11 protein-coding genes are annotated in these 14,263 nt (G+C 54.0%); 2 read left to right on the top strand and 9 right to left on the bottom strand.

The genetic code is table 11. The features are described 5' to 3' along the window. Window position 1 precedes the first annotated feature (1 nt). The 9 genes from mnmG to rpmH form a co-directional block, all read right to left on the bottom strand. Window positions 2-1,891, bottom strand: coding sequence for a tRNA uridine-5-carboxymethylaminomethyl(34) synthesis enzyme MnmG (gene mnmG, locus B3K78_RS10025; RefSeq protein WP_286695327.1), 1,890 nt, complete (start codon window positions 1,889-1,891; stop codon window positions 2-4). 416 nt (window positions 1,892-2,307) lie between these two features. Then, window positions 2,308-4,170, bottom strand: coding sequence for an ATP-binding protein (locus B3K78_RS10020; RefSeq protein WP_286695326.1), 1,863 nt, complete (start codon window positions 4,168-4,170; stop codon window positions 2,308-2,310). Then, window positions 4,171-5,055 carry a type 1 periplasmic-binding domain-containing protein gene (locus tag B3K78_RS10015; protein WP_286695325.1) on the bottom strand — a complete coding sequence of 295 codons (885 nt, stop codon included), beginning with the start codon at window positions 5,053-5,055 and terminating at the stop codon, window positions 4,171-4,173. It abuts the gene before it with no gap. A gap of 33 nt (window positions 5,056-5,088) precedes the next feature. Continuing rightward, window positions 5,089-7,056 carry a TonB-dependent receptor plug domain-containing protein gene (locus B3K78_RS10010; protein WP_286695324.1) on the bottom strand — a complete coding sequence of 656 codons (1,968 nt, stop codon included), beginning with the start codon at window positions 7,054-7,056 and terminating at the stop codon, window positions 5,089-5,091. Between the two features lie 112 nt (window positions 7,057-7,168). Then, window positions 7,169-8,524, bottom strand: coding sequence for a tRNA uridine-5-carboxymethylaminomethyl(34) synthesis GTPase MnmE (gene mnmE, locus B3K78_RS10005; RefSeq protein ID WP_286695323.1), 1,356 nt, complete (start codon window positions 8,522-8,524; stop codon window positions 7,169-7,171). Between the two features lie 3 nt (window positions 8,525-8,527). Next, on the bottom strand, window positions 8,528-10,216 hold the full coding sequence (gene yidC, locus B3K78_RS10000) for a membrane protein insertase YidC (protein ID WP_286695322.1): 1,689 nt from the start codon (window positions 10,214-10,216) through the stop codon (window positions 8,528-8,530). Further along, window positions 10,213-10,473, bottom strand: coding sequence for a membrane protein insertion efficiency factor YidD (gene yidD, locus B3K78_RS09995; RefSeq protein ID WP_027873445.1), 261 nt, complete (start codon window positions 10,471-10,473; stop codon window positions 10,213-10,215). Before yidD ends, yidC begins: the two co-directional genes overlap by 4 nt. A 3-nt stretch (window positions 10,474-10,476) precedes the next feature. Beyond that, on the bottom strand, window positions 10,477-10,854 hold the full coding sequence (gene rnpA / locus B3K78_RS09990) for a ribonuclease P protein component (protein WP_027873444.1): 378 nt from the start codon (window positions 10,852-10,854) through the stop codon (window positions 10,477-10,479). Between the two features lie 31 nt (window positions 10,855-10,885). Further along, on the bottom strand, window positions 10,886-11,020 hold the full coding sequence (gene rpmH, locus B3K78_RS09985) for a 50S ribosomal protein L34 (protein WP_084497939.1): 135 nt from the start codon (window positions 11,018-11,020) through the stop codon (window positions 10,886-10,888). Window positions 11,021-11,525: 505 nt separating this feature from the next. Here rpmH and dnaA point away from each other — a divergent pair. Together dnaA and dnaN are read left to right on the top strand one after the other, a co-directional pair. Then, entirely contained in the window at window positions 11,526-13,004 is a 1,479-nt protein-coding gene (gene dnaA, locus B3K78_RS09980) for a chromosomal replication initiator protein DnaA (protein ID WP_286695321.1), read from the top strand. Between the two features lie 92 nt (window positions 13,005-13,096). Next, on the top strand, window positions 13,097-14,209 hold the full coding sequence (gene dnaN / locus B3K78_RS09975; RefSeq protein ID WP_286695320.1) for a DNA polymerase III subunit beta: 1,113 nt from the start codon (window positions 13,097-13,099) through the stop codon (window positions 14,207-14,209). Window positions 14,210-14,263 lie beyond the last annotated feature (54 nt).

Raw genomic sequence — 14,263 nt, 5'->3', positions numbered from 1 at the left:
CTCAGGCGGACTTCCTTTCCAGCAGACCGCGCTTTTTCAGCGTAATCAGCAACAGCGATACCGCGGCCGGGGTCACGCCGGGAATCCGCGAGGCTTGGGCGAGGGTTTGCGGTCGCGCGTCGCCCAGTTTTTGCTTGATCTCGTTGCTCAGACCTTCGATCACGCTGTAGTCAAAGTCCAGCGGCAACGGGGTTTCTTCATGGCGACGCAGGCGCTCGATTTCGTCTTTTTGGCGCTCGATGTAGCCCGCGTATTTCACGCCAATCTCAATCTGCTCGGCGACATCGTCCACCACGGCTTCGCCATCTTGCACCATGTCCGCCAAATCGGCATAGCCCAGCTCCGGGCGTTTTAGCAGGTCGAGCAGATTGTATTCGTGACTGATCGGTTTGCTGAACTTGGCCGCCAATTGCTCGGCTTGAGGGGTATTCGGTTGAATCCACGTGCTGGCCATACGCTGGCGCTGGCGCTCGATGGCTTCGCGCTTTTCGCAGAACGCGGCCCAGCGCGCATCGTCGACCAAGCCCAGTTCACGGCCCTTTTCGGTGAGCCGCTGGTCGGCATTGTCTTCGCGCAGCAGCAGGCGATATTCCGCACGCGAGGTAAACATGCGGTAGGGCTCTTTGGTGCCCATGGTAATCAGGTCGTCAACCAGCACACCGATGTAGGCTTCGTCGCGACGCGGACACCACGACTCTTTGCCCTGCGCCAGCAAGGCAGCGTTGGCACCGGCCAATAAGCCCTGGGCAGCGGCTTCTTCGTAACCGGTGGTGCCGTTGATCTGACCCGCAAAAAACAAACCGGCAATGAATTTGGTTTCCAGCGAATTCTTCAGGTCACGCGGCTCGAAGAAGTCGTACTCAATGGCGTAGCCGGGGCGCGTCATATTGGCGTTTTCAAAGCCCTTGATCGAGCGAACCAGCGCCAACTGAATATCAAACGGCAGGCTGGTGGAAATGCCATTGGGGTAAAGCTCGTGTGTTTTCAGGCCCTCGGGCTCAATGAACACCTGGTGAGAGTTTTTATCGGCAAAGCGATGGACTTTGTCTTCGATCGACGGGCAGTAGCGGGGGCCGATTCCCTCGATTACGCCGGTGTACATGGGCGAGCGGTCTAAACCACTGCGAATAATCTCATGGCTGTGCTCGTTGGTGTGGGTAATCCAGCAGCAGACTTGCTCGGGGTGCATGCTTCGGTCACCCAGGTACGACATTACCGGACGGGGTTCATCGCCCCACTGTTGCTCCAGGCCAGCAAAGTTGACGGTTTTTGCGTCAATGCGTGGCGGCGTGCCGGTTTTAAGGCGATCTACCCGGAAAGGCAGTTCGCGAAGGCGGTGCGCAAGTGCAATGGAGGGTTGGTCGCCGGCGCGACCACCGCTGTGGTTATCCAGACCGATGTGGATTTTTCCGCCGAGGAAGGTGCCCGCCGTCAGGACAACGCTGCTGGCATAGAATTTCAGGCCGATATTTGTCACGACGCCGCGAACACAGTCGCCTTCGACGATCAGGTCGTCTACGGCCTGCTGAAAAATGGCGAGGTTTGCTTGGTTTTCCAGAATTTCTCGCACGGCGGCTTTGTAGAGCACGCGGTCAGCTTGTGCGCGAGTTGCCCGCACCGCGGGCCCTTTGCGGGCGTTAAGCACTCGAAATTGGATGCCACCGCGATCTGTTGCAAGGCCCATTGCGCCGCCGAGTGCATCCACTTCTTTGACAAGGTGGCTCTTACCAATGCCACCAATGGCGGGATTGCAGGACATTTGCCCCAGCGTCTCGATGTTGTGGGTAAGCAAAAGGGTTTGGCTACCCATACGGGCAGCGGCCAAGGCGGCTTCAGTACCGGCATGGCCACCACCGATAACAATGACATCGAATCGCTGCGGATAGTCCACAAAACACCTGAATGAGTAATTTTACTGGGGGCGAAATTATACGGGGTTCTGGGTGCGCTGCAATGAATTGGTGAATTTTTAATCAATTCTTTTTTTGTGCTTAAAGAATAATATTTTATGAATATATATGTTGATAGTTTTATGTTTTTTTATTCTTGATACTGATGTTAAGGAACCGCTTTTCTGTGAGTAAGGTATCTAAGTCATTGTATTTAAATATTTTTCTTGATGTATAACTACCGTTTTTATCCACAGATATCCTGTCATCTTGGTGTGAGCCGTTTGGGGATGAAATGTGGATAAATCGGCGCGCGTCGGGGGCTTGTGAGTAAGTGCCGCCTTATCGACGGGTTTTTCACAGGCTCAGACGCGGCTATCCCGATCTTATCCTTGGGATAAATAGTAGAAAAAAGGGCTTAGGACAGCTGTTCAGCAATGCTATTGCGCAATTGCTCTAGCGATACCGGTTTGGAGAGGAAGGCGTTCATACCTGCATTTAAGCAGCGACGTTGGGTTTCTGGATCAGTGTTAGCCGTTAGGGCGATCACAGGGATGTGTTGGTGCAAGCGCCTGCGGAGCTGCAGCGTTGCTTCAAATCCGTCCATAATCGGCATTTGCAGATCCATTAAGATCACATCGGCGTGGTGTTGCTCCAGTTGACTAATCGCTTCGGCGCCATTGTTAGCCGTAATGACGTCTGCCCCCCAACCTTCTAGGCTGCGAGCGACCAACAGCTGATTGACCGGGTTGTCTTCAACCACCATTGCGGTGAGCCCAGAGAAACACTGCTCGTCATCCACCGTGTTTTCCTGCGCTTGTGCAGCCAGCTTGCGATAGCGCGTACGCCACACCACGGTGAAACTGGAGCCCTCACCGGGCTGGCTGCTCAGCTGGATGTCGGCCTTCATCAGCTCGCTCAGTCGCTTGACGATGGCCAGACCCAGCCCTGAGCCACCATAGCGGCGAACCGTGGAGTTATCGGCCTGGTGGAAGCTCTCAAATATGTGGGCTTGTTGTTCTGGGGTAATGCCGATGCCGGTGTCGCTAACGCGCAGTGTTAATTGCAGGGTTTCTGCATCGACAGGCTGTTGCTCCAGACTGACATCGACCTTGCCCTGATGGGTGAACTTGACCGCGTTGGCCGCGAGGTTGATAACGATCTGTCGCAGTCGGGTCTCATCGCCACGTATTTCGATACGGCGCAGAATGGGGTCGATCTGAGTATTGAAAACGATGCCTTTACTTTGCGCATCCAGCTTCATGGGTTGAAGGATTTCACCCAGCAGAGACTGGGGTGGGAAGAAGCGCTCTTCGAGCTCCATATCGCCTTTTTCGATGCGCGAGTAGTCGAGGATATCGTTTACGATGTGGAGTAAATGCTCGCTGGAGCTTTTGGCAATATCCAGATAGTGGCGTTGGGATTCATTCAGTTCACTCTTGGCCAACAGCTGTAGCATGCCCAGTGCGCCATTCATGGGCGTTCTGAGTTCGTGGGTCATGGTGGCCAGGAACAAGCTCTTGGCCATGCTGGCCTCTTCTGCTTTGCCTTTGGCGAGTTTTAACTCTTCGACATAGTCGCTGAGTTCGCGCTGCTGGGCTTCGATGGCGTCGGCCATGTCGTTGATGTGGCGCTGCAGTTCGCCGAGTTCACCACGCTCTAAGTGCTGGATACGGCTGCCGTGCTTGCCGCTGGCGATCTCTTGCGTGACGTGCTGGATTTCGCTGAGCGGTTGCGACAACCGGCGGCTGACGCGAAGGGCAAAGGCGGCGCCAAGAAGAATTGCCAGCAATGCAATACTGATGGACACAGCGATTATGCTGCGCTGCAATGCGTTGAGTCCGGCATTGGAGATATCCAGCTCCAGTCGCCCCAGAATATTGTTGATGGGCGGCAGCTGTTCACCGGTGATGGCGTCGGTTAGCGCGATGCTTCGCTGCTCCAGCAGGATACTGATGGTGTTGCCGGGCCCGTTAGCGGTGTTTCGGCTGACGCTAATGGGTTTGCTATCGCCAAAGCGATACACGCGTAAGGCGATGATATCGCCCTGCAGCGCCGACTTGAGAATGTCATTGAGTTGTTGGTCGTTTCCGCTAATCAGTGGCAGCTCAATCAGGGCCGCGACGTTTTCCGCAATGCGTTCACCCAGATCGATCTGATAGCGTTGAGCATCGCTGAGTCGTGCGGCAAGTGAGTAGGAAAACAGGGCAATAAACAACACCAGCATCGGAGCCAGGCTGGCAATTAAAATCTGTTGAAAGAGGCTTCTTCGCGCGCGCATTTACTGCCCCCTCAAGGTGTTGAGTAGGCTTTGCTCATCGTCGATAACCAGGCCCAGAGAATCGGCGACGTTGCGGTTGATGGTAATACTGTAGCGCTGTGGATAGCGCGCCGTGGGCAGACGGCCGTGATCCCGGTAATGGTTGATCATTGCCTTTGCTTCAGCGGCGTAGTCGCTGGGGGCTGATACCACAGACGCCAGGGCGCCGGCGCTGACGAAACCGGCGTTGGGGCCAATAAGAAAGTTCTGGTGGCGATAGGTTGCCAGCAGTACGCCCCGGATGGTGGCGGCGTTGTAGAGATTTTGCTCGGGTGTTGCCAGCAGTACATCGCTGCGCTGGATCAAGCGGTTTAGCTTGCGCTGCGAGGCGGATCCGTCGGCGGGTATTTGCTCACTATTAAATTGGTACTGAGGATATTGGTCGGTGAGCTGGTGGAGTTGTTGATGGTAACTGGGGCTTTCCCAGGCCATGGCAATGCGCGCCGGCTTGCCCTTGAGTATTGCGTCAATCAACTTTATTTGTCGCGATATAGGTTGGTCTGAGTAAACGGCGCTGGCATTTTCGGTGCGATAGGGGCTAAAGCGCACACTGTTTGCATACAGCGCCAGTTTGGCCGGGTAGTGAGTGCTGTTGATCATTGGCAGCAGGCCGTCGGAGACAAGCAACAGCACATCTCCGGCCTGTGCTGGGTCTGGGAGTTCGTTGATGTAGACCTGTAGTTGGTAGTCGCTCGGGCTGGCAATTTCACTGGCAAGTTGCCGCAGGGAAGCGTTATCCACAGGGAGCACTAGGTCGACCTTTAAAGGGGGTTTATCACTGCCATACGCCGCTACTGCCAGGAGCAGTAATAGCGCGTATTGAAGTCCTTTAAGCAGTGTTTTCAAGGATTCCTTCCTCGAGGTTGATATGTATCACGGCTAATAGCGCAGGCTCAGAGTGAATAGCTGCCGCAGTTCTTCACGGTAAAAGTTATCCGATAACAGTTCGCTGTTATCGTCATGCTGATATCGTGCCACGTAGGCTAACTGCACTTCGGTGCCGCGTAGATTCAGGGTGTGAGCCAGCCGTAAATCTGACCGTGAAAAGGTATTTTTCCCCCGGCGACGTGTGTTTTGACTGTAGTAGCGGCTGAGTGAAAGTTGAGTATTGCTTAAAAATTTATAACTGAGCAGCGCGCTGAAATTATTGCTGGGGGTGAAGCTCTCTTCATTTTGGGTTGTGGTGTCGGAGTTGATGTAGGCGTAACTGGCGTGGAAAAGCCAGCTGGGCGACGGGCGATAATCCAGTTCGGTTTCTATGCCTTGCTGGCGCAGGCGGTTGCTGTTCTCCGGGGAGAATTTATCCAGTGCCGTTGAGTCTGATACAAGGTTGCTTAGGTGGTCGCGGAACAGTTTTATATCCCACTGTAAGCCGATGTGTTGAAAGTTGGCGTAGTAGCCAATTTCGCGAGAGGAAATTTTCTCCGCGCGCAAATCTGGGTTCCCCGTAGCTTTAACAACGTACTCGCCGGTGGTTTGGCCATTGTGCGTGGGGGTGATGTTTTTAGCGCGATAGGTCCAATCGGCCGTGGTTTCCAGTAGGTCGGGGCTGCGCACCGCTTCGGAGTAGACGGCGCGAAAACTGTGGTGATTGTTCAGATGGTAGTGCAGTGAAACCCTGGGTGAGAGATGGTCTTTGTTGTCGTTGCTGTCCTGTTCCCACGAGGCACCAACATTGCCCGTAACACGGTCGCTGATTCGGTATTCGGCATTGGCAAACAGCTGGGTGCTGTCGCTTCGGCGGTTTCCATTGTAGTACGTTTCGGAGCTAACGCGGTTGTGCTTGATGTGAATGCCAGCCACTGTTTTTAAGTCTGGTGACCACACCATGGTGTCCTGAAATTCAATGTCCTGGCGAGTTTGTCGGCTGTTTTCGTTGGCATCAACGCGCACCAGTGGTGAGGGATGGGTGGGCTGACCAATAAACGCCGGCGGCAGTACCGCCTGCCATTCTTTTTGCTGCTTTTGACCGGAGTAGTCAATGCGCAAGTGTTGATGGTGGTCTTTGCTTAAGTCCCAACTAATTTTGGCGGAAACAAAATGGTTGCGGTGACGAGTATCGGGAGCGGTGATATCGATATCGGCAAAGTCGTCGCTTATCCACCCCTGTTTGTAGCCCATCGCCAAGCTGATATTGGCCTGGTCGAGGGCCTTTTCATAGCGCAGGTTGAGTGTGTCGCTATTATCGCTGTCGCGGCGGTCTTCACCGTCGCGGTTGACTTCAAAACCATCATCGCGACGGCTTTGTAGGCTCAATCGGTACTTGCCGCCCTCGAAGCTACCGGCGTGGGTGAGTAGGTAGTCCTCGACCTGGTTATCACCCTTGCGGGCTTGTAGGTAGAGTTTGTCGGCATCGTCGGGGTGACGGGTAATAATATTGATGACGCCCAAAAACGCATTGGCGCCGTAACTTGCTGTGGAGGGGCCCCGGACGACTTCGATACGTTCGATGTCTTCAATTGCCAGGGGAATATCGTTCCAGTTTACCGTTGCCAGGCCCGCTTGGTAGATGCTGCGTCCATCTACCAGCACCTGCATGCGCCGCGAGTCGCGATAATTTGTGCCGTGGTAGCTGACCACGTGGTTCCAGCCGTCGCGTGCGCCGACTGATTTGCCGGGTATCAGTCGGAATAATTCGGGGATACGGCGTATTCCCGATGCGATGATCATTTGACGGTCGATCACACTGACACTGGCGGGAACCTCGCTGCGGCTTTGTTTCAGGCGGGCTGGTGTAAGCACAACGGGAAGTGCCTCGTTATCCCACAACTGGGCATGGCTGGGCATGGTGGCGGCGCTGCTAGCGACCAGTAGTAATAATAGAGAGTGGCGGGTAGCGTCAGCCATAGAGACGTCCTTGTGGCGGAAAATTTTAACGGTAGTAACTTACGATAAGTGTAGCTGGGGTCTCACAACTATGTCGCAAATTGTACTGCGCATGAAGTGATAATAGGGATAGCTATTTTCCGATACAAAAACTGGAAAAGATGCGGCCTAACAGATCGTCGGATGTGAAGGCACCGGTGATTTCTGACAGGCTTTGCTGGGCGAGGCGGAGTTCTTCGGCGAGCAGTTCGCCGGCATTGTAGTGGTGGAGCTGGTGTTCGCCTTGCAGGAGGTGCTCGCGGGCAGTATTCAGTGCTTCAATATGCCGCCGTCTGGCAATAAACGGGCTGTCGCCGTCTTCAAAGCCCACGCAGCGCTTGAGGTGGTTGCGCAGCAGGTCGATACCCTGTTCTGCCTTGGCACTGAGGTAGAGCGTGGGTAGCTCGCCTTGCGTGTCCTCGCGCACCGTTTCGCCACTCAAATCACATTTATTGAATATCAGGCTGAGCTTGCCGGCATTGGCGTGCTCGGCGAAGGTATCGGGTATATCGGCGTGGCGCTGTTGGTGGCTATCGACGATTAGCAGTACGCGGTCCGCTTTGTCGATTTCCTGCCAGGCTCGGCGAATGCCCTCCTGTTCCACCGGGTCATCGCTGTCGCGCAGACCGGCGGTATCAATAATGTGCAGCGGCATGCCGTCAATCAGAATGTTTTCGCGCAGTATGTCCCGCGTGGTGCCGGCAATGTCAGTAACGATGGCAGACTCTCGCCCGGCCAGGGCGTTCAGCAAGCTGGATTTACCCGCATTGGGTTTCCCGGCAATAACAACGGTCATACCGTCGCGAAGCAAACTGCCTTGCTGGGCGGCGTTGCTGACGTGTTGAAGCTGTTGTTTGATGGCGCTCAAGTCGTCGGCGACGCGGCTGTCGCTAATGAAGTCGATTTCTTCTTCCGGAAAGTCTATCGCCGCTTCGACATAGATCCGCAATACGGTGACCGCTTCGACCAGTTGGTCGATCTCGCGACTAAAGGCGCCGTCAAGTGAACGCATCGCCTGGCGAGCGGCTTGTTCCGAGGCGCTATCGATCAGATCGGCGATGGCTTCAGCTTGGGCGAGATCGATTTTGTTGTTCAGAAATGCGCGCTCGGAGAACTCGCCAGGCCGGGCCATGCGAGCACCGGCACGCAGGCAGGCTTTGAGCAGGCGGTCCATAATTACCGGGCCACCGTGACCCTGCAGTTCCAGAACATCTTCGCCGGTAAAGGAGTTGGGGCCAGGGAAAAACAACGCCAGCCCCTGGTCGATAACATCCGTTTCGTTGTCGATAATCTCGCGAAAATGGGCGAAGTGGGCACGCCGTGGTTGCGGGCTGCGATCCATCAGCGCAGCGGCAATGGCCAGGCTTTTACTGCCCGAAATGCGGATGATACCAACGCCGCCTTTGCCGGGCGGCGTGGCAATGGCGGCGATGGTGTCTTGCTGGCTCATGGCTTAACGGGACGGCAAGCCAGCTTTTTCGATGCGCTTGGTAATAATGTACTGCTGAATAATCGACAGGGTGTTGTTGACCACCCAGTACAGTACCAAGCCCGCGGGGAAGAACAGGAAGAAGAAGGTGAAGACGATGGGCATCCACTGCATGATTTTCGCCTGCATAGGATCTGCCGGTGGCGGGTTCAGCTTCTGCTGAATGAACATCGACGCACCCATAATCAGCGGCAAGACAAAATAGGGGTCCATCGCTGACAGGTCATTAATCCACAGCATAAAGGGTGCGTGGCGCAGCTCAACACTTTCCATCAACACCCAGTAGAGGGCGATGAATACCGGCATTTGCACCAGCATGGGCAGGCAGCCGCCGACGGGGTTAATTTTTTCTTTCTTGTACAGCTCCATCATCGCCTGGGACTGCTTTTGACGGTCGTCGGCGTAGCGCTCGCGCAGCTCCATCAGTTTAGGCTGAACCTTGCGCATATTCGCCATGGAGGTGAAGGCCTTGGCATTGAGCTGGAAGAAGGCGGCTTTTACCAACACGGTAACGCCGATAATCGCCCAACCCCAGTTGCCGAAGACGCTGTAGAGTTTGGTCAGCAGCCAGAACAAGGGTTGTGCTATCCACCACAACCAGCCGTAATCGACGGTGAGTTCCAGACCAGGAGAGATTTCCTCTAAACGGTACTGGTCTTTAGGGCCGATATAAATCGCCGCGCTCAAGGTGCCCTGCTCACCGGCAGCAACCGTTTGTGACGGCGAGGTGAAGCGAACAATATTTAAGCCCTGGCGCGTAACAACGGTTTTAAAACTGTTGTTGGCAGATTGGTCGGGCACCCAGGCGCTAAGGAAGTAGTGTTGGATTATGGCGACCCAGCCACCTTCCATTTGCTCGTTGAGTGGCTTTTCTTTCAGCTTGTGGAAGGCCAGTTTGTTGTAGGGGTCTTCGCTGCTGGAATAGGCGACACCCATAAAGGGTTTCATGGCGAACAGGCCGTCGTCGCTGACACCGGGGTCGACACTGTTGTCGCGCTTCAGCTGGCCAAACAGTGAGGCACTAAAGGCTTCACTAGAGCGGTTTTCAACAAGGTAGTCGAGTTTTACCAGATAATCGCCACGCTGCAGGGTGTAGCGTTTGGTGATAAGAATGTCGTCGCTGTATTGATAGCGCAGATTCGCGGAAACACTGTCCTGACCTTCTTCCAAGGAGAAGCTCTCAAGGTTGGCGCTAAACATGGGTCGGCCCTGCGCCGTGTCGGTGGCGTTTTTACCGATTAAGCCACTCTGGGCCACATAGCTGCGACGCTGGTTGTTTTCCAGCAGTACGAAGGCTTCTTCTTCCTCGATGCTGTCGCGGTGCTCCAAGGTTGCGGCATAGACGATGTCGCCGCCCTGTAGATCGATTTTCAGGTCCAGAACATCGTTACGAATATGGATGTAGCGGCTGTCTACGCCCTTGTCGGCGAAGTCTTCAACGCTGTTGTCGACATTGTCGGCAGTGGGTAAATCGTCACTGCCAGCGTCGTTGGTGGGTAGAGAAACGTCGGCGTTGGCCGGTTGCTCAGCCAGTGCAGCGGCCGCGGCCAGCGGAGCAGTGTTGCCGCCATCAAAGTTTTTCCATTCAACCAGCAGCATAAATGAGAGCGCGGCGATGGCGGCGATAAGTAGGTAGCGCTGAATATCGATCATTGCTTAATAGCCTTGATTGAGTTGTTTTCGTTTTGGCAGTGATGGCAGGGTGGAACGGGGTCGTAGCCGCCGGGATTTAACGGGTGGCAGCGACCGATGCGGCGCAGGGCAAGCCAGCTGCCACGCAGGGCACCGTGCTCGCGGATCGCGTCGATAGCGTAATGGGAACAGCTGGGATAGAAACGGCAATGTGGTGCCATCAGCGGACTGATGCACAGGCGGTAAAACTTGATGCAGGCAATAAGTAGGCGCTGCAAGGTTTAACCCTCTTGCTTGCGCAGTTGCTTCTCGGCGCGCTTTTCTAACTGTCGCCACAACTGTTTGCAGGTTCTATGCAAAGTGGGATTGTCGAGCTTGTCGACGCCCTTTCGAGCCAGCACGATAACATCGATACCCGGCAATCGCGACTGCTGCATTCTGAAACTCTCTCGAACGATGCGTTTCAGGCGATTTCGCTGTGCGGCTAAGCGTACGTTCTTCTTGGCAACAACAAGGCCAAGCCGGGGATGGTCGAGGCCGTTGGCATTCGCTAGAAATAATAACTCGGCGGTAGAGACCTTCAGACGAGATTGGTCGAATACAGCCTGGTAGTCGCCGGCATTGAGTAGACGCAGTGATTTATCAAAGCCGAATTCCACTGCAATACCGGTACCTTAATCTAGCGCTTAATTATGCAGACAGAACAGCACGGCCTTTAGCGCGACGACGGTTCAATACTTTGCGGCCGTTCTTGGTTGCCATGCGAGCACGGAAACCGTGAGTGCGGGCGCGTTTCAGGTTGCTTGGTTGAAAAGTTCTTTTCATGATCTTGTCCGTTCACAGTGTCGTTATACGACGAGTTCTTTGTCTCCTGCCGGAATAAGTGGCTGGAGCACGAAAAATCGGATCGCGAATTTTAGTGGACAGCACCGCTAATAGCAATGCCTGTAAGGGGTTTATTTGCCAAGCCTCTCACCGGCTTCGTTATCGGAATTTCCGGCTGGTTGAGGGTCTTCGCTAGATGTTTTCGATGATAACACCCTATTGACAAGTTATTCACATCTTGACCCCGGGGTTATCCACATGTTGTTCTGTTTTATCCATAGAGTCTTATTGTTTATTGTTATATATCATTGAAATTTAGGTATTTTTTAACGATTCGCGATTGTTGATAAAGTCGCGTAGGTGTGGATAAGTTTGGGTTGAAGGCGTAGAATGTCGGGCGTGTTTATAGGTTTAGCTGGGTTTTACCTCGTTTACGCGGCGCCTTTGTTGTGGTTGTAAGGCTGGTGTTCGCTGGGCGGGTGTTTTTGGTTTTGGGAGTGTTATTTTGTCTGACGCCATATGGCAGCGGTGCTTAGCGGTTCTTCAAGAGGAGTTGCCCGCGCAGCAGTTCAATACCTGGATTCGGCCGCTGCGTTTAGAGGTTGGAGAAGGTTGGTTGCGTCTGCTGGCGCCTAATCGCTTTGTTAAAGATTGGGTCAACGATCGATTTTTTACTCGGATTGAAGAGCTGGTTGCAGAGTTCGCCGGCGGCCAAGGCTTCAATGTTGAGCTGGCCATTGCCGATCGCCAGCAATCGGCAATGGCGCGCCAACGCCCTACTCCTCCCGCCAGTTATGGGGAGAATCTGAGTCAAAGCCCTGCTGCCACAGAAAGTACACTCGCGGGGAATGAAGGCGTCGCCCCGGTTCCTGCTCCGGCAATTATCCAGTCCTCCACTGCGGCGTCGGCAGCGCCGACCACCCCCCCCCAGCGGCAAGTGGAAGTTGAAGGCGGTATTCGCCATCAAAGCTCCTTGATGGAGGGCTATACCTTCGAAACGTTTGTAGAGGGTAAGTCCAACCAGCTAGCCCGCGCGGCAGCAAGTCAGGTCGCTGAGAACCCGGGGCGCGCGTATAACCCGCTATTTTTATATGGTGGGGTTGGCTTGGGTAAAACGCACCTTATGCACGCGGTGGGTAACTCCCTGGTGCAACAAAACCCCAATGCTCGCGTGGTATATCTTCACTCTGAGCGCTTTGTTGCCGATATGGTTAAGGCCTTGCAGCTCAATGCGATCAATGAATTTAAGCGCTATTACCGCTCGGTGGATGCGCTGTTAATTGACGATATTCAGTTTTTCTCAGGAAAAGAGCGCTCCCAGGAGGAATTCTTCCATACCTTTAACGCCTTGCTGGAAGGCGGTCAGCAGATGATACTTACCTGTGACCGCTACCCCAAAGAAATTAAGGGGCTGGAAGAACGGTTGAAGTCGCGTTTTGGTTGGGGGCTTACCGTTGCGGTAGAGCCGCCAGAGTTGGAAACGCGGGTGGCTATTTTGCTGAAAAAGGCAGAGCAAGAGAATATCCCCCTGCCCTCTGATGCGGCGTTTTTTATTGCTCAGCGTGTTCGCTCGAATGTCCGCGAGCTTGAGGGTGTGTTGAAGCGGGTTATCGCGAGTTCACGGTTTATGGCCAAGCCCATCGATATTCCGCTTATTAAAGAATCGCTAAAAGACTTGCTGGCGCTGCAGGATAAGCAGGTGAGTTTGGATAATATCCAGCGCACCGTCGCAGAGTATTACAAGATTAAAATCGCCGATTTAATGTCCAAGCGTCGCAGTCGTTCGGTGGCGCGTCCGCGGCAGTTAGCAATGGCGCTTTCCAAAGAGTTAACCAACCACAGTTTGCCCGAAATCGGCGAGGGTTTTGGTGGTCGGGACCATACGACCGTGTTGCATGCCTGCCGTAAAATAAAAGAATTGCGCGACGCTGATGCCGATATCAGGGAAGACTATAAGAATTTGATAAGACTTCTGACAACCTAATGTTTTTAGGTCAGTTTTTATAATAAAGTGTAGTTTGTTATGGCCTGGGAAAGCGGCCCTGCGACCAGCAAAAACCAACGGGAAGACAACGAATGAAATTTTCTATTTCTAGGGACGCTTTGATCAAGCCCCTGAACCTTGTTGCCGGTGTTGTAGAACGCCGCCAAACGCTGCCTATTTTGGCGAATGTTCAGTTAGTGCTGGATGGTCAGCAACTTTCGCTGACGGGTACGGATCTCGAGGTGGAGTTGATCGGTCGTGTGGATTTGGCGGAAGAGGGCCAGGCAAGCGAGCCGGGAGAAATCACGGTACCCGCCAAGAAGTTGGTGGATATTTGTAAGGCCCTGCCCGAGGGCTCGGTGATCGATGTCAGCCAGGACGAGCAGAAGCTCATTATTAAATCGGGACGCAGCCGCTTCCAGCTGTCCACCCTTCCCGCCAGTGATTTTCCCAGTGTTGAGCAGGGTCACGGCGGTCAGCGTTTCAGCCTGAAGCAAGGTGATTTAAAGCGCTTGATCGATCGCACCAGCTTTGCCATGGCGCAGCAGGATGTTCGCTACTATCTGAACGGGATGCTGTTTGAGGTGAACCCAGGTTTGTTGCGAGTGGTTGCGACAGATGGTCACCGGCTGGCGATGGCCAGCTTCAATGGCGACATCAATGTTTCTAACAGCGCCCAGGTGATCCTGCCACGTAAAGGGGTTATCGAGCTGGGTCGTCTGCTTATTAATGAAAACGATGATGCGGAGCTTTTTGTGGGTAGTAACCACATCCGCGTGGTCACCCGTGATTTCACATTCACGTCTAAGTTGATAGACGGAAAATTCCCCGACTACGAGCGTGTACTGCCCCGTGGCAGCACCAAAACGGTATTAGGTAGCCGAGCAGAGCTTAAGCAAGCCTTCGCACGTACTGCAATTTTGTCTAACGAAAAATACCGCGGCATTCGCCTGTTGCTCAGCAGTGGCAACTTGCAGATAGTGGCTAACAACCCCGAGCAAGAAGAAGCGGAAGAGATCGTAGCGGTGGATTACGAGGGCGATAGCCTGGAGATAGGTTTCAACGTGAGCTATCTGTTGGACGTGATGTCGGCAATCAATGGCGAAACCGTGAAGTTCTCGCTGTCGGACGCCAACAGCTCAGCCTTAGTTGAAGAGTCTGAGAGCAGCGATAGCCAATACGTTGTTATGCCAATGCGCTTGTAAGCTGTCGGCAATTACGGATGTTTGCGATTTTGATAGCGGCCGCCAGCGATGGTG

It is taken from the genome of Spongiibacter sp. UBA1325 (genome assembly GCF_002306875.1).
In the GTDB taxonomy this organism is placed as follows: domain Bacteria; phylum Pseudomonadota; class Gammaproteobacteria; order Pseudomonadales; family Spongiibacteraceae; genus Spongiibacter; species Spongiibacter marinus.
The sequence above is the reverse complement of the archived record's forward strand: the minus strand, read 5'-3'. Positions and strand labels throughout refer to the sequence as shown.